Genomic DNA, 23,389 nt, shown 5'->3' on the forward strand with positions numbered 1-23,389 from the left:
TGAGCGGGACGTGGTGGCGGCAAAGTGCGAGTGGTTCCGCTGCCGTGTCCCGTTCGATGGATCGGTGAACGTCGAAGGGGATATTGGTGGAGGGGAGTGAAGTATCCGGCGTCGGTGTGCCTTGCGCGAATGGTGACGTGCAACGGCAGAAGAATGGCTAGGGAGTCGCGAGCGGAGGCCGCCGTCGTGCCCCGCTCGGCGGTGAGGAGGCTCTGAGCGGGACGTGGTGGCGGCAAAGTGCGAGTGGTTCCGCTGCCGTGTCCCGTTCGATGGATCGGTGAACGTCGAAGGGGATATTGGTGGAGGGGGTGAAATGTCCAGCGTCGGTGTGCCTTGCGCGAATGGTGACGTGCAACGGCAGAAGTATCGCTAGGGAGTGACGGGCGGAGGCCGCCGTCGTGCCCCGCTCGGCGGTGAGGAGGCCCTGAGCGGGACATGGCAGCGGCAAAGTACTAGTAGCCGCACCGCCACGTCCCGTTCGGCGGTCAAGGGGGTGTGGGGTGGGACATGGCAGCGGCTAAGTGAGAGTGGGTGCGCCGTCATGTCCCGTTCGGTGGTCAGGGGGGTGTGGGGTGGGACATGGCTGCGGCTAAGTGAGAGTGGGTGCGCCGTCATGTCCCGTTCGGTGGTCAGGGGGGTGTGGGGTGGGACATGGCTGCGGCTAAGTGCGAGTGGGTGCTCTGCGATGGCTCGCTCGGTTGGGAGGTGAAGGGGGCGGGACGGGGTGGGTCGGGGTGGGCGGCTTATGGGGTGGGGAAGTGGGTGGATAGGCGGGCGCACAAGGTTTTCAGGGCGGTAGGGGTGATTCGGGGGGAGTCGGGCCAGGAGCCGACGTCGGTCCAGGGGGTGGTCGGTGGGGTGCCGTGCGGGCGGGCGAAGACGTGTTGGTGGAAGTGGGGGACCGAGCGGCCGGTGATGGCGGAGAAGACATGCTCGGGGGTCAGCTCTTGTTGCAGGGCTCGGGCTGCGCGAGTCACCGCCATGCCGACGGCGGCGGCTTCGGGGTCGGTCAGGGTGGCGACGGTGGGGGTGTGGCGGCGGGTTTCCACGAACAGGTAGCCCGGGATGGGGGTGGCCTGATCGAGGGGGCGGTGGGTGACCACGATCAGATCGTTTTCGAAGATCACCGGCCCGACAAGTGGCCCAACCCCTTGATGTTTGGCGCAGATAGCGCATTCACTCCCCATCCGACCACACTAACGACGGTCAGCGGGACATGTCTCTGTCCACGTACGAGAACCCCCGCCGCCACTTCCCGTTCGGTGGGGTGGGTGGTTCTGAACGGGACATGGTTGCGGCAATGTGTGAGTGGTGCTGCTGTTGTGTCCCGTTCGGTGGGGGGTGGTTCTGAACGGGGCATGGTTGCGGCAATGTGTGAGTGGTGCTGCTGTTGTGTCCCGTTCGGTGGGGTGGGTGGTTCTGAATGGGGCATGGTTGCGGCAATGTGTGAGTGGTGCTGCTGTTGTGTCCCGTTCGGTGGGGTGGGTGGTTCTGAACGGGGCATGGTTGCGGCAAAGTGCGGGTGGTGCTGGGGCCGTGGGGCGTTCGCCGGGATGGTGTTGGGCTGGTGGGTGTAGCTGGGAATCGTGAGCGGAGGGGTGGCCGTGTGTTGAGTTTGATGCATTTGGTTACGTGGATATGCGCATCTATCTATTTGGACTGCCGAGCGGGATCGTGGGAGGCCGTGGGACAAAAAGCAAGGAGGGGAGGGGAGACTCCGGGGATTCTGGTGGGTTCACGGAGGGGGCTAGTCGGGGAGGCGGAGGGCTGGGCGGTCCGGGTGGTCCCAGCGGGCGAACAGGGTTGGGGTGGGGGAGGTTTGGCGTAGGGCGGGGATGGTCCAGTGGTCTTCGGGTGGGGTGGTTCGGCGGAGGGCCTGTTCGGACATGTCGAGGTGGAGGGTCAGGTCGAAGTCGAGGTGGTGGTCCAGCAGCATGGGGCCGGCGACGAGGAGGACGGTGCCGGGGGCGGCGGGGCGGATGGTCGCGCGGGCCGAGCGGTCGGTGGGTTCGTCCCAGAGGGCGGGTAGCCAGCGGCCCTCCCTGTGCAGCGCGTCGATGACCTCGCGGCGGAGCGCTTCGTAGTCGAACCAGGTGGTGCGGTAGGAGAGATCGTCGCGGCCGAACTCCGCGCGCAGCGATGCCGGACGGACGTAATCGTGCAGCGAGACCACCTCGGCGGGCCTGCCGGTGTCGCGCAGTGCGGCGGCGGTTCGCTGGGCGAGGTCGACGGGCCGGGCCGCGTCGGCGCCGTCGATGGCGATCACCCGATGGCCGGGCAGGGCGCGAACGCGCTCGACGAGACGTTCGATGAGCGCGTCCTGGGTGATCGGAACGAACTGGGGCACCGGTCAATCAGAGCAAACCATGGGGACGTCCCCTGTCGGCGGCATCCGTGAAGGTAGTCGGAGCCGAGCACACACCGACCGGGACCGGAACCTCATTGCTGGCCGATCACCCGACGGCCGAAGACGACTCGAACCGCGTGGCGAGTTAATCTCAGCCCATGGCGACAATCGAAGAGGCGCTGGAGATCGAGCGGCTCGAGCGCGACATCTTCCGTGGGGCGTCCACGAAGACTCAGCTTCCGCGCACCTTCGGCGGACAGGTTGCCGGCCAGGCGCTGGTGTCGGCGGTGCGCACGGTCGAGGAGCGGTATCAGGTGCATTCGCTGCACGGATACTTCCTGCGTCCGGGCAATCCGGACCAGCCGACGGTGTATCTCGTCGAACGGATCAGGGACGGCCGCTCGTTCTGCACCCGCCGGGTCACCGGTGTGCAGGACGGCCAGGCGATCTTCACGATGTCCGCGTCGTTCCACACCGGCGACCAGGGGCCGGAGCATCAGGACGAGATGCCGCCGGTCCAGCCGCCGGACGAGCTCCCGGACGCGAGCACCACGATGAGCCCGGAACGCCTGTGGGCGATGCGCGAGTGGGAGCACTGGGACATCCGCACGGTCCCGCAGGATCAGGTGGCCCGCCGCGACGGCGTGGTCTCCCAGCAGCAGGTGTGGTTCCGCTACCGGCACCCGCTGCCCGACGACCCGCTGTTCCACGTCTGCACCCTGGCCTACATGAGCGATATGACGTTGCTCGGTTCGTCGAAGGTGATCCACCCCGACGAGCAGACCCAGAACGCGTCCCTCGATCACGCGATGTGGTTCCTGCGCCCGTTCCGCGCCGACGACTGGCTGCTCTACGACCAGGCGTCGCCGTCGGCGGGCTTCGGCCGCGCGCTGACCGGCGGCAAGATCTTCAACCGCGAAGGTCAACTCGTCGCGGCGGTAGTCCAGGAAGGCCTCATCCGCAACCTCCGCGAGTGACCGCCGGTCGCCGAGCGTCATGGCGCGCGGCAGCCGGAATCGCCGGCAAACAGATGCGCGGCAGGAGAATTGGTGCGCACCGGCCTGGCCGTTGGCGGGCCGGAAATCTCGGCGCGACGAACCGTGCGTGATTTGTCGACCGCAGTGGTGTGCGTGTGGCCGACGCACACCACCGCGGCCGCCTGAATTCGCTCAGGCTCTATCCCACCTGGACGCGCAGGTGGCAGACCACTGTGTCGGTCATCCGGCGCAGCACGCGTTCGAGTTCGTCGCTGCGATGGCTGGGTAGCACGCGATTCCAGCCGACCGGCGGGTCGACCTCGGCGATGACGACGACCTTGCGCCGCCCCTCGAAGTTGTCCCGCACGTAGCGCGCGACCGGCCCGCCGACGGTGGCGTCGCTGTCTTCGAGCAGCACCAGCCGCACCTCGGGATGCCACGCCTCCCACGCCTTGGTGAACGCCTTGATCGACTCGCCGGGCAGGCAAACATGCACCGCGACAACGTCTTTGCCGATCGAGAGCGCCGCCGACAGTGCCTCACAGCTCAGGTCGGACACCTCGGACACCGGCACTACGATGACGGCGTCGCGCGGTCGCGGCGGCGGCGGTACCTCGTCGGAGCGCCGGAACGCGCCGATCTTGCCGTAGGTGTCGCGAATGCGCTCCATCCCGACCACCAGCACGGGCAGGATCACCACGATCAACCACGCGCCCTCGGCGAATTTCATCGCGGTGGTGACGAGCGCGGCGACGAAGGTGAGCACCGCCCCGAATCCGTTGAGCGCCAACCGCCATCGCCACCCCGAGGTCCGGTGCAGCAGCCAATGCCGCACCATGCCGACCTGCGCGATGGTGAATCCGACGAACACCCCGATCGCGAACAGCGGAACCAGCGCGTTCATGTTGCCGTTCGCGCCGATCAGCAGCACGCCCGCGGCGATGGCGAGGGTCAGCACGCCGTATCGGTACACCTGCCGCGGCGAGCTGACCGCGAACCGATGCGGCAGGCAGTTGTCGTCAGCCAGAATCTTGGTCAGCGTCGGCAGCCCGCCATAGGAGGTGTTGGCGGCCAGCGCCAGCAGCACGACGGTCGCGAACTGCACCACGTAGTAACCGATTCCGTGCCCGAGCGCGGCCTCGGTCAACTGCGACAACACCGTGGTGCCATCGATCGGATGCACCTGGAACTTCTCGATCAGCAAGGCGAGCCCGATCAGCATGACCCCGAGCAGCGCGCCAAGCGCCACCTCGGCCCGTTGCGCGCGAACGACTTTCGGCGCCTCGAAGCTCGGCACCGCGTTCGCGATCGCCTCCACGCCGGTCAACGCGGCGCACCCACTGGAGAAAGCCTTGAGCAGCAACAGAACTCCGACGGTGTGCGCATCCAGCACGGTCGCCGCCCCCTGGCTGACGCTCGCGGGCTCGGACCGCAGCAACCCCGCGACGATCACCGTGCAGATCCCCGCGACGAACACGACGGTCGGCACCATGAACGCCCGGGCGCTCTCGGTGATCCCGAGCAGATTCAACGCCGTGATGCCCACCAGAATGGCCACGCACAACCACACGGTGTACGGCAGCAGCGCCGGAAACGCCGAGGTCAGCGCGGCAACCCCGGCCGCGATCGACACCGCGACGTTGAGCACGTAGTCGATGATCAACGCGGCGGCGGCGGTCAAGCTGGTCCGATGCCCGAGGTGCGCCTTGGCCACCGCGTAGGCCCCGCCGCCATCCGGGAACGCCGCGATGACCTGCCGGTACGAGGCGACCAGCACCGCGAGCAGGGCCGCGATCGCCAGCGTCACGGGCAGCGTCAGCCCGAGCCCGGCCCCGCCCGCGGTGGCGAGCACCAGCACGATCGCCTCGGGACCGTAGGACACCGACGCCATCGCGTCGAGGGAAAGTCCCGCCAATCCGGTCGGCACGGTGAGCCCCCTACGGGCACGGACACCATTCACCCCTCCGCGCGGCGCGGAGACCTTGCGCGGCAACACAGCTATCACCCTCAGAGTGTCGACCCGTTGCGCGCGGATCGACCCCGCCGTTGACGGAACCCTGACGGAGACCGTGAGCAGCCCCACATCGCGACGACTCGTAAACTTTCCGTCGTGAACGCATCCCCGGTCGCCGCACCCGCCGCCGCCGACCTCGCGCAGGCCCCCACCATCGGCGTGCTGGCCCTGCAGGGTGACGTGCGCGAGCACATCGCCGCCCTCGCGCACTGCGGCGCCGAACCCGTGCTGGTCCGGCGCGCCGCCGAGCTGGCCGCGGTCGACGCGCTGGTGCTGCCCGGCGGTGAATCGACCGCCATCAGCAAGCTGCTGGAGGTCTTCGAACTGCTCGAGCCGCTGCGCGCGCGACTGCGAGAAGGCATGCCCGCCTTCGGTTCCTGCGCGGGCATGATCCTGCTGGCCGACGAGGTGCTCGACACCCGGCCGGACGCGCAACACCTGTCCGGCATCGATATGACGGTGCGCCGCAACGCCTTCGGCCGTCAGGTCGACTCCTTCGAGGTCGACCTGGACTTCACCGGCCTCGACGACGGTCCGGTGCGTGCGGTGTTCATCCGGGCGCCCTGGGTGGAGCGGGCAGGCGACGGCGTCGAGGTGCTCGCGACCGTGCCCGACGGACCGTTCGCCGGCCGCATTGTGGCAGTGCGGCAAGGCAACGTGCTGGCGACGTCGTTCCACCCGGAGGTCACCGGCGATCTGCGCGTGCACCGGATGTTCGTGGACCTGGTCCGGGACGCGTAGTTCACGCGCCGTTCAGGCCGCCGCGACCGGCCGAGTAGGCTGGAGAAGTTGTTCGTCCGGCCGGGCCGGTACGGTACACACCACCAAACGTGCCATCGACCTGAAGGAAGTAGGGAATGAGCGGCCACTCCAAATGGGCCACCACCAAGCACAAGAAGGCGGGGATCGACGCCAAGCGGGGCAAGCTCTTCGCCAAGTTGATCAAGAACATCGAGGTGGCGGCCCGCACGGGTGGCAGTGACCCCGGCGGCAACCCGACGCTCTACGACGCCATCCAGAAGGCGAAGAAGTCGTCGGTGCCCAACGACAACATCGAGCGGGCCCGCAAGCGCGGCGGTGGTGAAGAGGCCGGCGGCGCCGACTGGCAGACCATCATGTACGAGGGCTACGGCCCCAACGGTGTCGCGGTGCTGATCGAGTGCTTGACCGACAACCGCAACCGCGCCGCCGGCGAGGTCCGGGTCGCGATGACCCGCAACGGCGGCAACATGGCCGACCCGGGTTCGGTGTCGTACCTGTTCCACCGCAAGGGCGTCGTGACGCTGGAGAAGAACGGCCTGTCCGAGGACGACGTCCTGATGGCCGTGCTCGACGCGGGCGCCGAGGAGGTCAACGACCTCGGTGATTCGTTCGAGATCATCAGCGAGCCGGGCGATCTGATCCCGGTGCGCAAGGCGTTGCAGGCCGCCGAAATCGATTACGACTCCGCCGAATCCGGCTTCCAGCCGTCGGTGTCGGTCGAGGTCGACGCCGACGGCGCGCGCAAGGTGATCAAGTTGGTCGACGCGCTCGAGGACAGCGACGACGTGCAGAACGTGTACACCAACGTCGACATCTCCGACGAGATCCTGGCGCAGCTGGACGACTAGTCCGGCAGCGATTCGTAGTACTCCTGCATGAAGGGGTAGTAGTCGTCGAATTCGGGGCGGTCCGTGCCTGCGCGGGCCGCCCCGAGTGCGTCCAGGTAGTACTCCCAGCCGGGGCCGACCTCGGCGATCTTCGCCTCGGGCTCGAGGTGGTGGGTGAAGACGAGTTCGGTGACGCCGTCGGTTTCGGTGAGCACCGCCTCGAGGTGCCAGCTGCCGTAGCTGTCGGTGGTGGTGATCGCGAGCCGGTGCGGTGGTTCGCACGCGTCGATGTGGGCGTCGCACCAGGGCGCGCCCTCCTCGTGCACCATCTGCACCTTGATGTTCTGGCCGGTGCCCGGCTCGCCCTCCCACGGGCCGAACCAGCGTGCGGTGCGGTCGGATTCGGTGACGCTGGCCCACACGTCCGCGATCGGCGCGCGGTAGGTCCGGGTCAGGATCAGGTCGCGCTTGCCGTCGGTGCGGTCCAGGCGTCCGGTGGGTCGCAGGGTCATCCCGTGTTCTCCTTGGGGTTCCGGTCGGCCGGCGCGGCGCGGTGCTCGCGGCGCGTCCGGTAGACCTCGGTGTCGAGTGCGTCGAGCCGGTGCGCCCACGCAGTGCTGGTGTCGAAGTGCGCGATCCAGTCGGCGAGTTGGTGCAACGGTTCCGGGTCGAGCACGTAGTACCGCTGCCTGCCGATGAGTTCGTCACGGACCAGCCCGCTTTCGCGCAGCACCCGCAGGTGCCTGCTGATCGCGGGCCTGCTGATCTCGAACTGCCCCGCGATCTCCCCCGCGGTGAGCCGGGTCCCGTGCAGCAGCGTCAGGATCTCCCGCCGTACCGGATCGGCGATCGCGCCGGCCACTTCGTCCACCCAGAAAGCGTAACCAAGTGGTTACGCTTTTGTCCATGGGTTGCCCCGGATTCCCTGGGTGACCCGGGAGAAGGCGGCCGGTCGATGATCCGACCGGCCGCACAGGACGATTATTCGCGCGTCACTTCGGGAGTTCGGTCCGGCTGGACCACTCGTACACACGCAACCGCCCCTCCGGGGTGTCCTTCTCCTTGCGGGTCACCTTGAAGTGCTCGTAACCACCCTTGAACGGGACTTTCAGCTCGATCCCCGGCGGGGTGATGGGGACGATACGCGCGGGCATGTCTTTCGGCCCGCCCTCGAGGACAGCCTTCACAACAGTGCTCATCATCGGATGGTAGAAGCGTGACCGTCCCGATTTCGTGGATTCACCGAAGCGCCGCGCGGAAAAAATTTCGGTGTCAGGGCACGGTGACAACTAGTTTGCCGACGGTACGGCCGGTCTCGCCCAACGCGTGCGCCTTGGCGGCGTCGGTCAGCGGGAACGTGCCCGCGATCGTCGGGCGCAACTGGCCGGCGTCCACCAGCCCGGCCAGCGCGACCATGCCCGCGTGGTCGTCCTCCACCAGCATGCGCTGCGCGCGCACGCCGAGTTTGCTCGCCTCGGCCGCGAGATCGACCTCGCCGATCGGACGCAGCGTGACCAGCAGGCCGCCCGGACGCAACGTGCGCAGCGAACGGACGCTGTTGTCGTCGGTGACCGAATCCAGCACCACGTCCACGTCGCGGACCGCCTCGGCGACATCGGTCGTGCGGTAGTCGATCGCCTCGTCCGCGCCGATGCCGCGCAGGAATTCGTGATTGGGCGCGCTGGCCGTGCCGATCACGTACGCGCCGCGGGCCTTGGCGATCTGGACGGCGAAGTGCCCGACGCCGCCTGCCGCCGCGTGGATCAAGACCCGCTGTCCGGCTTGCAATTCGGCCGTGTCGACCAGCGCCTGCCAGGCGGTCAGCGCGGCCAGCGGAATCGCGGCGGCCTGCGCGTGATCCAGGCTCGCGGGTTTGCGGGCGAAGGCGCGGGCCGGGCCGACGACGTATTCGGCCAGTGCGCCATGGCCGTACGGGTAGGGCAGCATGCCGAAGACCTCGTCGCCCGGCTGGAACAGGGTCACGCCGACGCCGGTCGCGGCGACCTCGCCGGAGGCGTCCCAGCCGAGGACGAACGGCGGCGCCGGGAGGAATCCACCGTTGGCCCGGTGCTTCCAGTCGGTCGGGTTGAGGCCGGCCGCGCGCACCCGGACCAGGATCTCGCCCGGACCGGGAACGGGGCGGGGGAGTCGCACCTCGGTGAGCACCTCCGGGCCGCCGAGGGTGTTCTGACTGATCGCACGCATGGTTTCGTTCATGGCGTCGAGTCTTCCCCGGAGAACACGGCAGGAAAATGGCACGATTGCCATTCTTCGATATGATCGTGCCATGAGGTCTTCGGTGCACCGGATCGTCGTGCTGGCGTTGGACGGGGTCTATCCGTTCGAACTCGGCATCCCCACCCGGGTGTTCGGCAGTGCGGACGGGCGGTACGAGATCCGCACCTGCTCGCTCGACGGTCAGCCGGTGCGGACGGTCGCGGATTACTCGATCGCCGTCGCGCACGACAGCGGCATTCTCGACACCGCCGACACCGTGATCCTGCCCGCCTGCGATATCCGGATGACCCTCGGCGGCGAGCTGCCTCAACCGGTGCGCGACGCGCTCGCCCGGATCCGGCCCGACGCGCGGCTCGTGGCCATCTGCACCGGGTCGTTCGTGGCGGCGGCCGCGGGTCTGCTCGACGGTCGTCCCGCGACCACCCACTGGCGGGAGGCCGATCTGTTCCGGCGCACGTTCCCGCTTGTCCGGCTCGATCCGGACGTGCTCTACGTCGACGACGATGACGTGCTCACCTCCGCGGGCGCGGCGGCGGGCATCGACGTGTGCCTGCATATCGTGCGCCGCGACCACGGCAGTGCGGTGGCCAACGCGGTCGCCCGGCGCTGCGTCATGCCGCCCTGGCGCGATGGCGGCCAGGCCCAATACATCGAGCAGCCCGTTCCGCCGTCCACCTCGGCGGGCACCGCCGCCGCCCGGCAATGGGCACTGGAAAACCTGCACCTACCGCTCACCGTCGACGAACTCGCCGCCGCCGCGCGCATGAGCAAGCGCACCTTCGCCCGCCGGTTCAGCGAGGAGGTCGGCATGAGCCCAGGCCGCTGGCTCATCCAGCAGCGTCTGTTCCGCGCCCGCCACCTGCTCGAATCGACCGACATGACGGTCGATCGCATCGCCGGCGAGGTCGGCTTCGCCACCGGCACCTCCCTCCGCCAGCACCTGCACGAGGCCATCGGCGTCTCCCCCCAGACCTACCGCCGCACCTTCGCCCCCGCCTGAAGTCGATTCCCCCTGACGATCTGCCGACGGCGCGCATACCAGCTCACATGATCACCGGGACATGACGGCGGCAAAGTGCGAGTGGACTCACCGTGGTGTCCCGTTGGTCATGAACTGGCGTCGGGTTGGCATGGGTCCGGTGTGCGGCGGGCCGCGCGGAACGGGACATGGTGGTGGCGAAGTGCGAGTGGACTCACCGTGGTGTCCCGTTGATCATGAACTGGCGTCGGGTCGGCGTGGGCCGATGTGCGGCGGGCCGCGCGGAACGGGACATGGTGGTGGCGAAGTGCGAGTGGACTCCCCGTGGTGTCCCGTTGGTCATGAAGTGGTGTCGGGTTGGCGTAGGCCAGGTGCGCGCGGGCTGCGCTGAACGGGACATGGCGGCGGCAAAGTGCGAGTGGGAGCTCCGTGGTGTCCCGTTGGCGGGTTAGGGGGTGTTGGGGACTGGGAGGCCTAGGCGGGCGGTGATCCAGGGGAGGGAGGAGGTGAAGGCTGCGGCGGCGAATTGCCAGGTGTGGCCGCCCTGGGTGGTGTGGATGGTGCAGTCGATGCCCAGCTCGCGGCCCTGGTCGCAGAGCTTTTCGGCGGCGCCGACCTCGCCGGTGTCCATGATGCCGTCGTGGCCGCCCATGCCCGCGGTGTCGTCGTCCTCGACGGGGGGACGGTGGGCGCGGGGTGCGGCGTTGCCGTTCGGGTGGCGCTGGGGTGGGGTGAGATCGTCGAAAAGGCCTGCGGTTCCGGTGTATCGGCCGTGCTCGGCCATGACCGTCATCGGGTCGAACGCGGCCCACTGGTCGGCGTTGCCGCCGAAGAGGCGGGCGATGGTCTGGTCCTTGGTGCCGGAGACCGGGCCGATGTCGCCGGCGATGTCGACGAAGGTGCGGATCAGCTCGGGGTGCATGACGGCCAGGTCGACGGCGCAGGTGCCGCCCATGGACCAGCCGACCACCGCCCACTGCGCGGGATCGGCGGACGCGCCGAACTCGGATTCGAGGTAGCTCGGCACATCTCGGGTCAGGTGGTCGGCGGCGTCGCCGCGCGGGCCGTTCACGCATTCGGTGTCGTTGTTGAAACTGCCGCTGGCATCGACGAAGACGAGGATCGGCGCGCGACCGCCGTTGGCGGCGGTGAACTGGTCGACGGCGGGCATGATCTGGCCGCTGCGCATCCAGTCGGCGGGAGTGTTGAACTCGCCGCCGATCATCATCACCACCGGCAGCGTGGGCGGTTTCGGCCCGGCGAACCAGGCGGGCGGCAGATACACGTACTCGGTGCGATGCGGAAAACCGCTGCCCGAGTCCGGAATTCGGACCGGCACCACCCGGCCCGTCCGAACGTCGGTGTCGCGCAGGCCGTCCAGCGCGTCGAGATCGGTCTGATGCGGCAGCGGACCGGCGGTGACCGCACCCCACGCGGCCTGCACGGTGGGGTAGTAGCCGACCCACTGATTGAGCACGATTCCGGTACTGAGCAGCGCCAGCGGAATCGCGAGCAGGGCCACCGCGCGTCGCCACCACCGGGCGCCGCGCCAGCCGAGCACCGCGACGGCCAGCGCGGCGGCCGTCGCGCCGACGCACGCCCACAGCACCGCGGGCGCGGGATCGGACGCCAGCCCCTGATTCGATACATACCACCGCGCGACCAGCGCACCGGCCACGCCGATCAGCACGCACACCGGCACCTGGATCACCCACCACCGCCGCGTTCTCCGCGCGACGGCGAGCAGCAGCAGCGCCACTCCGACGAGTTCGACGGTCAACGGCAACCATCCGTGCAGCAGCGAGATGCCGTGATGAAAAGTGTTCTGGTAATTCGGATTCAGATCCGCCGACGGCAACTGCGGGGCCGGCGGTGGGGCCGGGATCGCGGGCGCGGCAAACGGCACTCCAGGGGCAGACACGTACGGCATTGTCGACACCGTTCCTCGAGCGATCCTGTGAATCGGCTCCAGGCAACCTGGGTGCCGGAACCTGTCGGTGGGTGCTGGCATAGTCGGCCCGGTGCCCTTCAGTACGCGTATCGAAGTTCGTGTGTCCGACCTGGATCCGCAGTTGCATGTCACCGGCGCTGCGTATCACCAGTTCGCCGACCACTCCCGTTTCGCCTGCGTGCAGGCGGCGGGTATCTCGGTCGACGAGTTGATCGCGGACGGATTCGGCCCGGTGAACCTCGAGACGACGATCAAATTCCACAAGGAACTACGCGGCGGCGACGCGGTCGACGTGTCCTGCGATTGGCTGTGGGGGACCGGCAAGACCTACCGCGTCGAACAGACCCTCACCCGGGCGGACGGCGAGGTGGCCGCCACCGTCACCAACGTCAGCGGTCTCCTCGACCTGCGGGCGCGACGCCTCGTCACCGATCCGGCGCGCGAGTGGGCGGCACGCGCCAAAATCCCGGAGCTACTCGGGTTCCCCGGGCCGGCCTGACACCGGCGGGCGCCCCGCCCGACCGATGGGCGACCGTGTCGCTGGACCGCGAGACCCCCACCCTCGGCTAAACTCTCGAACAGTTGTTCGTGTCTGCGAGAGGGGATTTCGTGCGGGTGATGGGTGTCGACCCCGGTCTCACCCGGTGCGGCCTCAGCATCGTCGAGGGCGGTATCGGCCGGAAGGTGACCGCCATCGCCGTCGATGTCGTTCGCACCCCGCCCGACATGGACCTCGCGCGGCGATTGCTCCAGGTTTCCGATGCCGCCGAATTGTGGCTGGACACGCACAAACCGGGGGCCGTCGCGATCGAACGCGTCTTCGCCCAGCACAATGTGCGTACCGCCATGGGCACCGCGCAGGCCGGCGGGGTGATCGCGCTGGCGGCCGCGCGCCGCGGCATACCGGTCGCGTTTCACACGCCCAGCGAGGTGAAGGCCGCGGTCACCGGCAACGGCACCGCGGACAAGGCACAGGTCACGGCCATGGTGACCCGAATACTGGGACTACAGGTCGCGCCGAAACCGGCCGACGCGGCGGATGCGCTCGCACTGGCCATCTGCCATTGTTGGCGGGCGCCGTTGATCGAGCGGATGGCCAAGGCCGAAGCCCAGGCGGCCGAGGCACAACGCAAGTACGCGGAACGGCTTGCCGAACAACGGAAGGCGGTAAAGAGGTGATCGCGTCGGTTCGCGGTGAGGTGCTGGAAATCGCCCTCGACCACACGGTGATCGAGGCGGCCGGCATCGGTTACCGGCTCAATGTCACCCCCGCGACGCTGTCCACGCTGACCCGCGGCGAGGAAACCAGGCTCTACACGGCGATGATCGTCCGCGAGGACTCGATGACGCTGTTCGGCTTCGCCGACACCGAGGCGCGCGACCTGTTCGGTCTGCTGCAAACGGTGTCCGGTGTCGGCCCGCGCCTGGCCATGGCGGTGCTCGCGGTGCTCGAACCCGAGGCGCTGCGCAAGGCGCTCGCCGAAAGCAATGTCGCCGCGCTCACCCGGGTGCCCGGCATCGGCAAGCGCGGCGCCGAGCGCATGGTGGTCGAGCTGCGGGACAAGGTGAATCTCGTTCCGGTGCAATCCGGTCCGCCCGGCAGCACGCCCACCCCGGTCATCACTCCGGTGCGCGAGCAGGTGGTCGAGGCGCTCACCGGCCTCGGCTTCCCGGTCAAACAGGCCGAGCAGGCCATCGACTCCGTCCTGGCCGAACAGCCCGCCGCCGACACCTCCGTCGGGTTGCGCGCCGCGCTCAACCTGCTCGGCCGGAATCGGTAGTTCGGCATGGACTACGCGGAACCGGACGAATCCCAGGTCACGCCAAGCCTGTTGAAGTCGGACGGCGAGATCGAGGCCAGCCTGCGGCCGAAGTCGCTGGACGACTTCATCGGCCAGCCGCGGGTGCGCGAACAGCTGGCGCTGGTGCTGCGCGGCGCCAAACAGCGCGGCGGCACCCCGGATCACGTGCTGCTGTCCGGCCCGCCCGGCCTCGGCAAGACCAGCATGGCGATGATCATCGCGGGCGAACTGGGTACCGCGCTGCGCATCACCTCCGGCCCCGCGCTGGAACGCGCCGGCGATCTGGCGGCCATGCTCAGCAACCTGGTCGACGGCGACGTGCTGTTCATCGATGAGATCCACCGCATCGCGCGGCCCGCCGAGGAGATGCTCTACCTGGCGATGGAGGACTTCCGCGTCGACGTGGTCGTCGGCAAAGGTCCGGGCGCGACCTCGATTCCGCTCGATATCGCGCCGTTCACCCTGGTCGGCGCGACGACCAGGTCCGGCGCGCTCACCGGCCCGCTGCGCGACCGCTTCGGCTTCACCGGCCACATGGACTTCTACGATCCCGCGGAACTGCTGCTGATCATTCTGCGCTCGGCTCAGATCCTGGGCGTGCAGATCGATCGCGAAGCCGCCGCCGAGATCGCCGGTCGCTCGCGGGGCACGCCGCGTATCGCGAACCGGCTGCTGCGCCGCGTCCGCGACTACGCCGAGGTCCGCGCCGACGGCCTGATCACCCGGCCCATCGCGCAGGCCGCGCTCGAGGTGTACGACGTCGACGTGCTCGGCCTTGACCGCCTCGACCGCTCCGTGCTGGCCGCGCTGGTCCGCAGTTTCGGCGGCGGCCCCGTCGGCGTCTCCACCCTCGCGGTAGCCGTGGGGGAGGAGGCCGCCACCGTCGAAGAGGTGTGCGAACCATTCCTCGTCCGCGCCGGCATGGTCGCCCGCACCCCCCGCGGCCGCGTAGCCACCGCCGCCGCCTGGGAACACCTGGGCCTGGTCCCCCCACCCGACCTGGTCTTCGGCTCCATCGAAGTCCGCAGCCACAACCCCCAACCCACCCTCGACCTATTCGAGTAACCCATCGAACCGAGTCAAAAGGTCGCTGTCGAAGATCATCCAGCGACCTTTCGACTCGACTCGATCGAGCTGCCGTTGCGCCGCAGACCTTTTGGCGTACGCACGCGTGTTGGTGTGCGGGGCATCAGAAGGTGTGCGGGTGTTGGTGTCGCACATCTTCGGGCGGTCGGCTCCGTACCGATGGGTGCGAATTGCCCAGTAGTGCGGCGTTATTCGCCCGCGTCTCGGTGCAGTGTCCAGCGGTGGTGTTGGTGCTCGGCGTGTTGTAATGCCGCGACCACCAGGTCCATGAAGGCGTCTACCTCGTCGCCCTGGTAGCCGCGGGTGCCGAGGCGGGCTCCGCTGAAGCGTACGGAGCGCACGTCCGCGACGGTCAGGCTGCCTGGCCCGCCGTGGGCCAGGGTCGCCGCGACCAGGTCGAGGAACGCGTCTACCTCGTCCTCGTGGTATCCGCGGCGACCGACCGGCGCATAGGTGAAGCGCATGCGCTGCACATCATCCGGGGTCAGGATCGAATGCCCGTTGCCTGCGGGGGCAGGCCGCGCCCCGCGCTGCCGGATCTCCAGTTCGACCCGCACCTGGTCCAGGTACTCGTCGACCTGATCCGCCCGATATCCCCGCGCCCCGGGCCGCGGCGCGTCGAAGGTGACATGCCGCAAATCGTCGGCCGCGAGCGACCCTCGCCCGGCCATCGTCGCGGCGACGAGGTCGAGGAACGCGTCCACCTCGTCGGCGTGATAACCACGCTGCCCGAATGGTGGTGTCGCGAAACTGATTCGGCTCACATCCTCGGGGGTCACGGGCGACATTCTGTCAGGCCCCACGCGCCGGGCCGGCGGAATGTGCGTTTTTCGTACTCCCTGGTCTCTAGCGACCACGAGCGCCCCCTGGCGGACTCGTCGGAACTGTTCCCCCACCTTAACGCCGCCGACGCCGTCAGGGGGCCTATCGATTTGCTCAATCCTTGCGGACACCGTCGATCAGCAGCCGTCGAATGGCCTCGTTGAGCCCCTGGATGGCCCCTTCGTCGGTATCGCGCAGGCCGTGCACGATGCCGGCCAGCAGCATGCCGGTGACCGCCCGCGCGGTGTTGACCGTGTCCAGATCCGCTCGCAGATAACCGAGTTCGACGCCGTGGTCGAGATACCCGGCGGTGAGCGCGTCGGCCATGTCGAGCAGCCCGTAGAGGCGCGCGGTGAGTTCGTCGTCGATGCCGGGCGCGTGCACCAGCAGCAGCTGTGCGACCCGGCGGTCGTCCATCAGGATGTGGGTCAGCGCCTGGCCGATCCGGTCGGTCTGCGCCCGGTATTCGTCCAGCGTGGTGGCCGCGTCGGGCGCGTTCTCGGTGCCGAGGGTGTCGATGATCTTGGCGGACAGGTCGTCGATGACGTGGTCGATGATGTCGCGCTTGTTGCTGAAGTACCGGTAGAAGGTGCCGTGCCCGATGCCGAGGTGACCGGCGATATCGGCGATGCCGGTGCCGTGATAGCCCTTCTCCGAAAAGCAGACGAAGGCGGTGTCGATGATTTCCTGCCGGAGCTCGGCTTTGCGCCGCTCGGCACGCGTCAATGGCTTCGTCACGCCCCCGATGATACAGTCGTCACAAACGGAATGATGTGTCATTCTGTGATAAACGGTTCACATACCTGGAGGTTCGGAGTGGCGCCTCAGTACGACGCGGTCGTGGTCGGTGCGGGATTCGGTGGCATGGGGGCGGGCATCGAGCTCGATCGGCTCGGCCTGAGCAACTACGTCATCCTCGATCGCGAGAATGATCTCGGCGGCACCTGGCACGTCAACCATTACCCGGGCCTCGCGGTCGACATCGCCTCGGTCACGTACTCGTATTCCTTCGAGCCCAACCCGTACTGGACGCGCCTGTTCGCGCCGGGCGCGGAGCTGAAGAAGTACGCCGGGCACGTCGCGGACAAGTACGGCCTGCGCCGCCGCATGCGCTTCGGCACCGTGGTCGACGGCGCCCGCTGGGACGAGGAGCACCAGCACTGGGTGGTCTCGATCGCGGGCGGTGAAACCCTCACGGGCCGTTACCTGCTCACCGCGACCGGCTTCCTGTCCCAGCCCTACACCCCGCCGTTCCCCGGCATCGATTCGTTCGCCGGCAAGATCATCCACACCACCGCGTGGGAGGACGATTTCGACCTGACCGGTCGCAAGGCGGCGATCATCGGCACCGGCGCCACCGCCGTGCAGCTGGTGCCCGAGGTGGCCAAGCAGGCGCAGGCGCTCACCGTCTTCCAGCGCACCCCGATCTGGGTGGTGCCGAAGATCGACACCGCCATCCCGAAGCCGGTGCAGAAGCTGTTCGATCGGGTGCCCGCCACCCAGAAGGCCGCGCGGCTGTTCAACACCAGCCTGCTCGAGGCGCTCATGGTGGTCGGCGTGCTGCACTACACCCAGGCCAAGCCGCTGAACAAGGCCGCGGGCCTGCTCGCCAAGGCACACCTGCGGACCTCGGTCCGGGACAAGGAAACGCGCAAGCAGCTCACTCCGCACTACGACTTCGGCTGCAAGCGCCCCACCTTCTCCAACACCTACTTCCGCTCGTTCAACCAGCCGAACGTGCGGCTGGAGACGAACTCGATCGACCACATCGAGGCCGACGGCATCGTCACCGCCGACGGGCACAAGACCGAGATCGACACGCTGATCCTGGCCACCGGCTTCAACCTGTGGGACGTGAACTTCCCGGCCATCGAGATCATCGGCCGGGACGGGGTCGACCTCGGAAAGTTCTGGCGGGACAACCGTTTCCAGGCCTACGAGGGCATCACCGTGCCGAAGTTCCCGAACTTCCTCAGCCTCAACAGCCCGTACTCCTACAGCGGCCTGTCCTACTTCACCACCATCGAGGCGCAGATGAAGCACATGGGCCGGCTGTTCACCGAGTTGTTCCGCCGCGGCGAGCACACGTTCGAGGTGACCGAGCAGGCCAACGCGGGCTTCCTCGACCGGGTCACCGACAAGCTGGGCACCTCCGTCTTCTACGGCGGCAACTGCGCCACCGCGCGCAGCTACTACTTCAACCCGCACGGCGAGGCCGCGCTGCTACGCCCGACCAGCACGCTCAACGCGCACCGCGAGGCGGTCAGCTTCCCGCTCGACGACTACGTCTACGGAAAGTCCGCCTGACCCTGGGCATTTCCGTTGCGCCAGCCCCGCCGGATCGATCCGGCGGGGCTCGCGTTCGTTACTTGGCAATCTTGCGCAGCACCCATTCCGCGAGCATCGGCGTCACCACCGAGTGTTCGGTATTGGTTGCGTTGCAACAGAATTCGGTGAGCGCCGTGTGCTCGGCGGTCACCTTGCGCAGATCCTTGTCCAGCTCGACCTCCCAGGTCATCGGGTCGAAGTCCAGCGCGATCGCGCTGACCGACGGGACGAAGCAGCTCCAGCGCTTCGCCTCCTCCAGGTCGATCCCGAGCGTGGTCGCGACCTGCCCGAACGAATCCAGCAGGCCGCCGGGCGCGCCGTCGAACGGCGCCACCGCGGTGGTCGTCGAGGTGCGCGCGGTCAGCCCGAGATGCATGCCGCCGATCGGCTGCTTGTCCCCGAACGCAGGCTGATAGCGCGCGGTGGCGCTGCCGACCAGGCCGCCGAGGAACTTCTTGTCGAACACGACCTCCCCGGCGGGGAGCTCGGGCCCCTGCCCGTCACCGCGCCCGTTCGCCACGCCGAGCCGCACCGGACGCTGCGGGAAGCCGCCGAGATCGGCCAGCTCCTGGACGAATTGGGCGCGCAACGGCGACGCGGTCGCGACCGGACCCGAATACCGCGCGTCCTCCACCCAGGCCCACAGCAACTGCTGCGCCGCAGGGCTGCGAATCAGACTGGCCTTGCTCGCTTTACCGGGCGTGAGCGTCTCGAAGAACTCGAAGAAGTAGGCCATCTGTTGCAGGATCAGCGGAATCCACGCCCCGTTGTGCGGGGAATCCCAGGACAGATAGGTCCCGGTCCGATGGTCCTCGTCGGCCTTCTCCATCGCGGCGAGCGCGTACCTGGTGATCAGGCCGCCCATGCTCACCCCGCCGGTGATCAGCGGCGTCGTGCCCTGCTGCTCGGCCATCACCTTGCCGATGCAGGCGCGCGCCACCCCCGCGTTGACCTGGACGTAGTCGTGGCGCGCGTCGAAGCCGAGCAGCACGATGTCGATGCCGGCCGCGAGCAACTGGTCGAACAGGCGCTCACCCGCGTCGGAATAGGGGTGGTTGAACCACTGCCACAGGCCGTCCAGGTCGCTGGGGCCGTAGTTGAACCCGTCGGCGAAGATCATCGGATTCATCAGCCGCTCGTGCCCGTTCCCCAGATGCACCGCTGCCGTGCCTCTGCCATATTTACCCAGGTAGGCATGCTCGGATACGAGCGGCCACTCATAGTCCGGACGCCGCGCGGTCTCACCGTTACGGGCGATCGGGGTGCCGAACCACGGCCCCGATTCGGCGCTGCGCGCCAGGTCGTACAGCTCCGGCGCGGAAAGATCGCCCGCCGCCTGCTGCATGAGCGTTTTGACGTCGATTCTGGCTTCCTTGGCCATCATCGTCCCCTTTGTGAAGGCACAGAAGGTCCCGAGACACGGCTCGAAGATCGATGAGTTCGTGCGTAGATCAGGCTCCCCGGCCACGCCGTCGGGACGTCCTGCGCTGATGAATTCCCTGCGATTTCTACTGTAAGGCAACAGAATTCGTTACGGACCGGTTTCCCGCCGGAGAATTTCCGGGCAAACCGACCGGGCACTTCGGACTCCGGTGACCCCGCCGGATTCGTCATGGGATATGTCAGATCGGCACATCGGTGCTCCCCAGCAGGTGTGCCGGTGTGGCGGCGGAGACATGAACTGGCAGACTGTCGGGGTACATACCCATCCCACCCACAAGACTAGGGACTGACTTCGACGATGGAACTTCTGTTTCCGCTGCTGCTGGTAGCCCTGCTCGTGCCGATGTTCCTCGGCGTCCGCCGCCAGAAGCGGGAAGCCGCCAAGGTCACGGAGATGCAGGACACCCTCAAGGCGGGCGATCAGGTCATCACCACGTCGGGGCTGTACGGCACCGTCGTCGATCTCGACGACACCACGGTTGACCTCGAGATCGCCGAGGAGGTCGTCACGACGTGGCTGCGCGCGGCCATCCGCGAGGTGCGCACCGACACCGAGACGATCGCCGACGATGCCGACACGATCGACGCCGACGCCGACACGGTCGCCGTCGAGCCGGCCGCCGCCGACGCCAACGGCGCGCACGTGACCGACGCGGTCGAGGAATCCGCCGCGCAGACCGAGACCCGGCTCACCAAGGACTGACCGTCCCCGGTGCGCCCGCGCGCCGGATGCCGCCGCGACCACGGCCTCGGCCGACGCGCGGCGGCGTCCGATCCGCGGGCCCCGTGGCTCGCGCCACTACCGCCTGCACCGGCGTCGCCGGTGCGTGCCTGCCTGTTCCATGTTCGACTTCCCGCCTAGGAGATGACGTACTGTGCCACCTTCCCAGGGATCGGCGCATCCGCTCCGGCTGCTCGGCGTCTACGCCGCGCTGCTGGCCGTGATCTATGCGCTGGTGTTCTTCACCGGTGACAAATCCTCGACCCCACGGCTCGGCATCGACCTCCAGGGTGGTACCCGGGTCACGCTGACCGCCCGAACGCCGGACGGCGGCAAGCCGAACCAGGACAGCCTGAAGAAGGCGCAGGACATCATCGAGAACCGGGTCAACGGTCTCGGCGTGGCCGGGTCCGAGGTCATCATCGACGGTGACAACCTGGTGATCACGGTGCCCGGTGACGACGGGCAGCAGGCGCGCGCGCTGGCGACCACCGCCAAGCTGTACATCCGTCCGGTGCTCAATGCCGTGCCCGCCGCCCAGCGCGGTCAGCAGCCCGCGCCGGGTGCGACGCCGCCGGGTGCGGTGCCGCCCGCGCCGCCGGGCGAGGCACCACCGGCCCCGAATGGCGAGCCGTCGGTGGGTGCCCCCGCCTCGGGTGGCGCGACCGTCGATCCGGTGCCGCAGCAGCGCGTGTTCCCCGCGCAGGGGCCGACGCAGCCGCCCGCGGACCCGAACCTCACGCCGCAGGAACAGGCGACCAAGGACATCCAGGACGCCAAGGCCATCCGGCAGAGCACCGATCCGAGCATCCAGCAGGCCGCGATGGCCACGCTGGACTGCAACAAGCCCGACCCGTTGCAGGGCAACGACGATCCGAACCTGCCGCTGGTCGCCTGCTCCACCGACGGCCAGGAGATCCTGCTGCTGGACAAGAGCCGCATCGACGGCCAGGAGATCAAGTCCGCCAGCTCGGGCCTGAACACCCAGCAGGCGCGGCACGAGGTCTACCTCGAGTTCAAGTCCGGCGGTAGCGACGCGTGGGCCCAGCTCACCGGCGAATACGTGTACAAGCGGGTCGCCTTCGTGCTCGACACCAAGGTGGTCAGCGCGCCGACCGTGCAGCAGGGCCCGCAGCAGGGCGGCCGCACCCAGATCTCCGGCAACTTCACCGCCGCCTCGGCGAAGGAACTGGCGAACACGCTGAAGTACGGTTCGCTGCCGCTGTCGTTCCAGACCTCCGAGGCCGAGACGGTGTCGGCGACGCTGGGGCTGTCCTCGCTGAAGGCGGGTCTGCTCGCCGGCGCGGTCGGCCTGGCCGTGGTCCTGCTCTACTGCCTCGCCTACTACCGGATGCTCGGTTTCGTCACCGGATTGTCTTTGGTGGCTTCGGGTTTCGCGGTCTACGGGATCATGGTGCTGCTCGGCAGATGGATCGGGTTCACCCTCGACCTGGCCGGCATCGCCGGTCTGATCATCGGTATCGGCATGACCGCCGACTCGTTCGTGGTGTTCTTCGAACGGATCAAGGACGAGATGCGCGAGGGCCGCAGCTTCCGTTCCGCCGCCCCGCGCGGCTGGCAGCGGGCCCGCCGGACGATTCTGTCCGGCAACGCGGTCAGCTTCATCGCCGCCGCGGTGCTCTACATCCTCGCGGTCGGCCAGGTGAAGGGCTTCGCGTTCACCCTCGGCCTCACCACCATCCTCGACGTCGTCGTGGTGTTCCTGGTGACCTCGCCGCTGGTGTTGCTCGCCTCGCGCACGAACTACTGGGCCAAGCCGTCGGTCAACGGGCTCGGTGCGATCCAGCAGGTCGCGCGCGAGCGTAAGGCGGCCGAGGCCGCACTCGGGAAGGCGTGAACGAGATGACCAACCACACCAGCACGTCGCGCACCCCGAACCCGGCCGAGACCACGGACGTGTTCGCCGCGGTGACCGAGCAGCCCAAGCACGGCTTCTTCAACCGCCTCTACACCGGCACCGGCGCCATCGACGTCATCGGCAAGCGCCGGATGTGGTACCTGATCACCGCCGCGATCATCCTGATCTCGCTGGGCAGCATCCTGTTCCGCGGCTTCAACTTCGGCATCGACTTCGAGGGCGGTTCGCGGATCCAGTTCCCGGCACAGGGGGCGAGCACCAGCCAGGTCGAGGAGGTCTACCGGTCCGCTATCGGCTCCGATCCGGTCTCGGTGCAGACCGTCGGCAGCGGCGGCAACGCCACCATCCTCATCCGTTCCGAGGCATTGAGCCGGGAACAGGTGGACGCGCTGAACAACGCGCTGTTCACCAAGTTCCAGCCCAAGGGCAAGGACGGCAACCCGAGCCGGGCCGCGATCAGCGCCTCGGACGTCAGCGAGACCTGGGGCAGCCAGATCACCCGCAAGGCGCTCATCGCGCTGGCGGTGTTCCTGGTCCTGGTCGCGGTCTACATCGCCGTGCGCTTCGAACCGCACATGGCGATCGCCGCGCTGGCCGCCCTGGTCTTCGACGTCACCGTGACGGCGGGCGTGTACTCGCTCGTCGGCTTCGAGGTGAGCCCGGCGACCGTGATCGGCATCCTGACCATCCTCGGCTTCTCGCTCTACGACTCGGTGGTCGTGTTCGACAAGGTCGAGGAAAACACCAGGGGCATCCTGCATTTGAATCGCCGCACCTACGGCGAGCAGGCCAACCTCGCGGTGAACCAGACCCTGATGCGCTCGATCAACACCGCCCTCATCGGCATCCTGCCGATCGTCGGACTGATGGTGATCGCGGTCTGGATGCTCGGCGTCGGCACGCTCAAGGACCTGGCGCTGGTGCAGCTGGTCGGCCTGCTGGTCGGCACCTACTCCTCGATCTTCTTCGCGACGCCGCTGCTGGTGTCGATCAAGGAGCGGTGGGGGCCGGTGGCCCGGCACACCGACAAGGTCAAGGCCAAGCGCGCCGGCGTGGCCAGCGCGCGGGCGGGAGTCGAGGCCGAGCGCCGCGCGACCGCCGCGACCGGTCGCGGCTACGGTGACGAACCGCGCCGGTCGCGGGAACCGGGGCAGGCGCCCCGGCCGGGCGCGCGCCCCAGCGGAAAACGGCAGAAGCGGCGGAACTGACACAC

23 protein-coding genes are annotated in these 23,389 nt (G+C 68.3%); 12 read left to right on the forward strand and 11 right to left on the reverse strand.

Annotation, left to right across the window (positions count from 1 at the left end; all coding sequences use genetic code 11):
- Nucleotides 1–743: 743 nt before the first annotated feature.
- Both ACFQ9K_RS37180 and ACFQ9K_RS37185 read right to left on the reverse strand, forming a co-directional pair.
- Entirely contained in the window at nucleotides 744–1,127 is a 384-nt protein-coding gene (locus tag ACFQ9K_RS37180) for an HIT family protein (protein WP_378720458.1), read from the reverse strand.
- A 620-nt stretch (nucleotides 1,128–1,747) separates the two neighbouring features.
- The gene (locus ACFQ9K_RS37185) at nucleotides 1,748–2,347 is read right to left on the reverse strand and encodes a hypothetical protein (RefSeq protein WP_378720460.1); all 600 of its coding nucleotides are present in this window, start codon (nucleotides 2,345–2,347) and stop codon (nucleotides 1,748–1,750) included.
- Nucleotides 2,348–2,505: 158 nt separating this feature from the next.
- Here ACFQ9K_RS37185 and ACFQ9K_RS37190 point away from each other — a divergent pair, with 158 nt between their 5' ends.
- Nucleotides 2,506–3,324 (forward strand): acyl-CoA thioesterase, encoded by an 819-nt coding sequence (locus ACFQ9K_RS37190; protein ID WP_378720461.1) that lies wholly within the window; start codon nucleotides 2,506–2,508, stop codon nucleotides 3,322–3,324.
- A gap of 199 nt (nucleotides 3,325–3,523) precedes the next feature.
- On the opposite strand, the gene ACFQ9K_RS37195 is transcribed toward ACFQ9K_RS37190, so the two are convergent.
- On the reverse strand, nucleotides 3,524–5,215 hold the full coding sequence (locus ACFQ9K_RS37195; RefSeq protein WP_378720483.1) for an APC family permease: 1,692 nt from the start codon (nucleotides 5,213–5,215) through the stop codon (nucleotides 3,524–3,526).
- Between the two features lie 219 nt (nucleotides 5,216–5,434).
- Between ACFQ9K_RS37195 and pdxT the strand changes: the two genes are divergently transcribed.
- Together pdxT and ACFQ9K_RS37205 are read left to right on the forward strand one after the other, a co-directional pair.
- The gene (pdxT, locus tag ACFQ9K_RS37200) at nucleotides 5,435–6,079 is read left to right on the forward strand and encodes a pyridoxal 5'-phosphate synthase glutaminase subunit PdxT (protein WP_378720462.1); all 645 of its coding nucleotides are present in this window, start codon (nucleotides 5,435–5,437) and stop codon (nucleotides 6,077–6,079) included.
- Between the two features lie 116 nt (nucleotides 6,080–6,195).
- On the forward strand, nucleotides 6,196–6,948 hold the full coding sequence (locus ACFQ9K_RS37205; RefSeq protein WP_378720463.1) for a YebC/PmpR family DNA-binding transcriptional regulator: 753 nt from the start codon (nucleotides 6,196–6,198) through the stop codon (nucleotides 6,946–6,948).
- Here the strand turns inward: ACFQ9K_RS37205 and ACFQ9K_RS37210 are convergent.
- The 4 genes from ACFQ9K_RS37210 to ACFQ9K_RS37225 all read right to left on the reverse strand — a co-directional run bounded on the left by ACFQ9K_RS37210 (nucleotide 6,945) and on the right by ACFQ9K_RS37225 (nucleotide 9,144).
- Nucleotides 6,945–7,439 carry an SRPBCC family protein gene (locus ACFQ9K_RS37210; protein WP_378720464.1) on the reverse strand — a complete coding sequence of 165 codons (495 nt, stop codon included), beginning with the start codon at nucleotides 7,437–7,439 and terminating at the stop codon, nucleotides 6,945–6,947. The genes ACFQ9K_RS37205 and ACFQ9K_RS37210 overlap by 4 nt on opposite strands.
- A complete protein-coding gene (locus ACFQ9K_RS37215) occupies nucleotides 7,436–7,798 on the reverse strand; it encodes a metalloregulator ArsR/SmtB family transcription factor (RefSeq protein ID WP_378720465.1) in 363 nt (120 codons plus the stop codon). Before ACFQ9K_RS37215 ends, ACFQ9K_RS37210 begins: the two co-directional genes overlap by 4 nt.
- Before the next feature lie 121 nt (nucleotides 7,799–7,919).
- Nucleotides 7,920–8,126 (reverse strand): DUF5988 family protein, encoded by a 207-nt coding sequence (locus tag ACFQ9K_RS37220; RefSeq protein ID WP_150406073.1) that lies wholly within the window; start codon nucleotides 8,124–8,126, stop codon nucleotides 7,920–7,922.
- Nucleotides 8,127–8,199: 73 nt separating this feature from the next.
- Nucleotides 8,200–9,144, reverse strand: coding sequence for an NADP-dependent oxidoreductase (locus ACFQ9K_RS37225; protein WP_378720466.1), 945 nt, complete (start codon nucleotides 9,142–9,144; stop codon nucleotides 8,200–8,202).
- A 70-nt stretch (nucleotides 9,145–9,214) separates the two neighbouring features.
- Here ACFQ9K_RS37225 and ACFQ9K_RS37230 point away from each other — a divergent pair, with 70 nt between their 5' ends.
- Nucleotides 9,215–10,165, forward strand: coding sequence for a GlxA family transcriptional regulator (locus tag ACFQ9K_RS37230; RefSeq protein ID WP_378720468.1), 951 nt, complete (start codon nucleotides 9,215–9,217; stop codon nucleotides 10,163–10,165).
- A 427-nt stretch (nucleotides 10,166–10,592) separates the two neighbouring features.
- Here ACFQ9K_RS37230 and ACFQ9K_RS37235 read toward each other — a convergent pair whose 3' ends face one another.
- On the reverse strand, nucleotides 10,593–12,065 hold the full coding sequence (locus ACFQ9K_RS37235) for an alpha/beta hydrolase (protein ID WP_378720469.1): 1,473 nt from the start codon (nucleotides 12,063–12,065) through the stop codon (nucleotides 10,593–10,595).
- A gap of 130 nt (nucleotides 12,066–12,195) precedes the next feature.
- Between ACFQ9K_RS37235 and ACFQ9K_RS37240 the strand changes: the two genes are divergently transcribed.
- From ACFQ9K_RS37240 to ruvB, 4 genes are all read left to right on the forward strand, one after another.
- Nucleotides 12,196–12,594 (forward strand): acyl-CoA thioesterase, encoded by a 399-nt coding sequence (locus tag ACFQ9K_RS37240; protein WP_378720470.1) that lies wholly within the window; start codon nucleotides 12,196–12,198, stop codon nucleotides 12,592–12,594.
- A 110-nt stretch (nucleotides 12,595–12,704) separates the two neighbouring features.
- The gene (ruvC, locus tag ACFQ9K_RS37245; protein ID WP_378720471.1) at nucleotides 12,705–13,274 is read left to right on the forward strand and encodes a crossover junction endodeoxyribonuclease RuvC; all 570 of its coding nucleotides are present in this window, start codon (nucleotides 12,705–12,707) and stop codon (nucleotides 13,272–13,274) included.
- The gene (gene ruvA, locus ACFQ9K_RS37250) at nucleotides 13,271–13,876 is read left to right on the forward strand and encodes a Holliday junction branch migration protein RuvA (protein WP_378720472.1); all 606 of its coding nucleotides are present in this window, start codon (nucleotides 13,271–13,273) and stop codon (nucleotides 13,874–13,876) included. Before ruvC ends, ruvA begins: the two co-directional genes overlap by 4 nt.
- Nucleotides 13,877–13,882: 6 nt before the next feature.
- On the forward strand, nucleotides 13,883–14,962 hold the full coding sequence (gene ruvB, locus ACFQ9K_RS37255; RefSeq protein WP_378720473.1) for a Holliday junction branch migration DNA helicase RuvB: 1,080 nt from the start codon (nucleotides 13,883–13,885) through the stop codon (nucleotides 14,960–14,962).
- Between the two features lie 209 nt (nucleotides 14,963–15,171).
- Here ruvB and ACFQ9K_RS37260 read toward each other — a convergent pair whose 3' ends face one another.
- Together ACFQ9K_RS37260 and ACFQ9K_RS37265 are read right to left on the reverse strand one after the other, a co-directional pair.
- Complete coding sequence (locus tag ACFQ9K_RS37260; RefSeq protein WP_378720474.1) at nucleotides 15,172–15,771, reverse strand: DivIVA domain-containing protein; 600 nt, start codon at nucleotides 15,769–15,771, stop codon at nucleotides 15,172–15,174.
- Nucleotides 15,772–15,919: 148 nt separating this feature from the next.
- Entirely contained in the window at nucleotides 15,920–16,585 is a 666-nt protein-coding gene (locus ACFQ9K_RS37265) for a TetR/AcrR family transcriptional regulator (protein ID WP_378720475.1), read from the reverse strand.
- Between the two features lie 36 nt (nucleotides 16,586–16,621).
- Between ACFQ9K_RS37265 and ACFQ9K_RS37270 the strand changes: the two genes are divergently transcribed.
- The gene (locus tag ACFQ9K_RS37270; protein ID WP_378720476.1) at nucleotides 16,622–18,112 is read left to right on the forward strand and encodes a flavin-containing monooxygenase; all 1,491 of its coding nucleotides are present in this window, start codon (nucleotides 16,622–16,624) and stop codon (nucleotides 18,110–18,112) included.
- Nucleotides 18,113–18,170: 58 nt separating this feature from the next.
- Here the strand turns inward: ACFQ9K_RS37270 and ACFQ9K_RS37275 are convergent, their stop codons facing one another.
- Nucleotides 18,171–19,514 carry a hypothetical protein gene (locus ACFQ9K_RS37275; RefSeq protein ID WP_378984221.1) on the reverse strand — a complete coding sequence of 448 codons (1,344 nt, stop codon included), beginning with the start codon at nucleotides 19,512–19,514 and terminating at the stop codon, nucleotides 18,171–18,173.
- Between the two features lie 360 nt (nucleotides 19,515–19,874).
- On the opposite strand from ACFQ9K_RS37275, the gene yajC reads away from it, so the two are divergent.
- The 3 genes from yajC (at nucleotide 19,875) to secF (ending at nucleotide 23,384) form a co-directional block, all read left to right on the forward strand.
- A complete protein-coding gene (gene yajC / locus ACFQ9K_RS37280) occupies nucleotides 19,875–20,279 on the forward strand; it encodes a preprotein translocase subunit YajC (protein ID WP_378720478.1) in 405 nt (134 codons plus the stop codon).
- A gap of 172 nt (nucleotides 20,280–20,451) precedes the next feature.
- Nucleotides 20,452–22,155, forward strand: coding sequence for a protein translocase subunit SecD (secD, locus tag ACFQ9K_RS37285; RefSeq protein WP_378720479.1), 1,704 nt, complete (start codon nucleotides 20,452–20,454; stop codon nucleotides 22,153–22,155).
- Nucleotides 22,152–23,384, forward strand: coding sequence for a protein translocase subunit SecF (gene secF, locus ACFQ9K_RS37290; RefSeq protein ID WP_378984224.1), 1,233 nt, complete (start codon nucleotides 22,152–22,154; stop codon nucleotides 23,382–23,384). The genes secD and secF overlap by 4 nt, the downstream gene beginning before the upstream one ends.
- Nucleotides 23,385–23,389: the final 5 nt, after the last annotated feature.

The organism is Nocardia sp. NPDC056564 (assembly GCF_042793755.1).
Taxonomy (GTDB): Bacteria; Actinomycetota; Actinomycetes; order Mycobacteriales; family Mycobacteriaceae; genus Nocardia.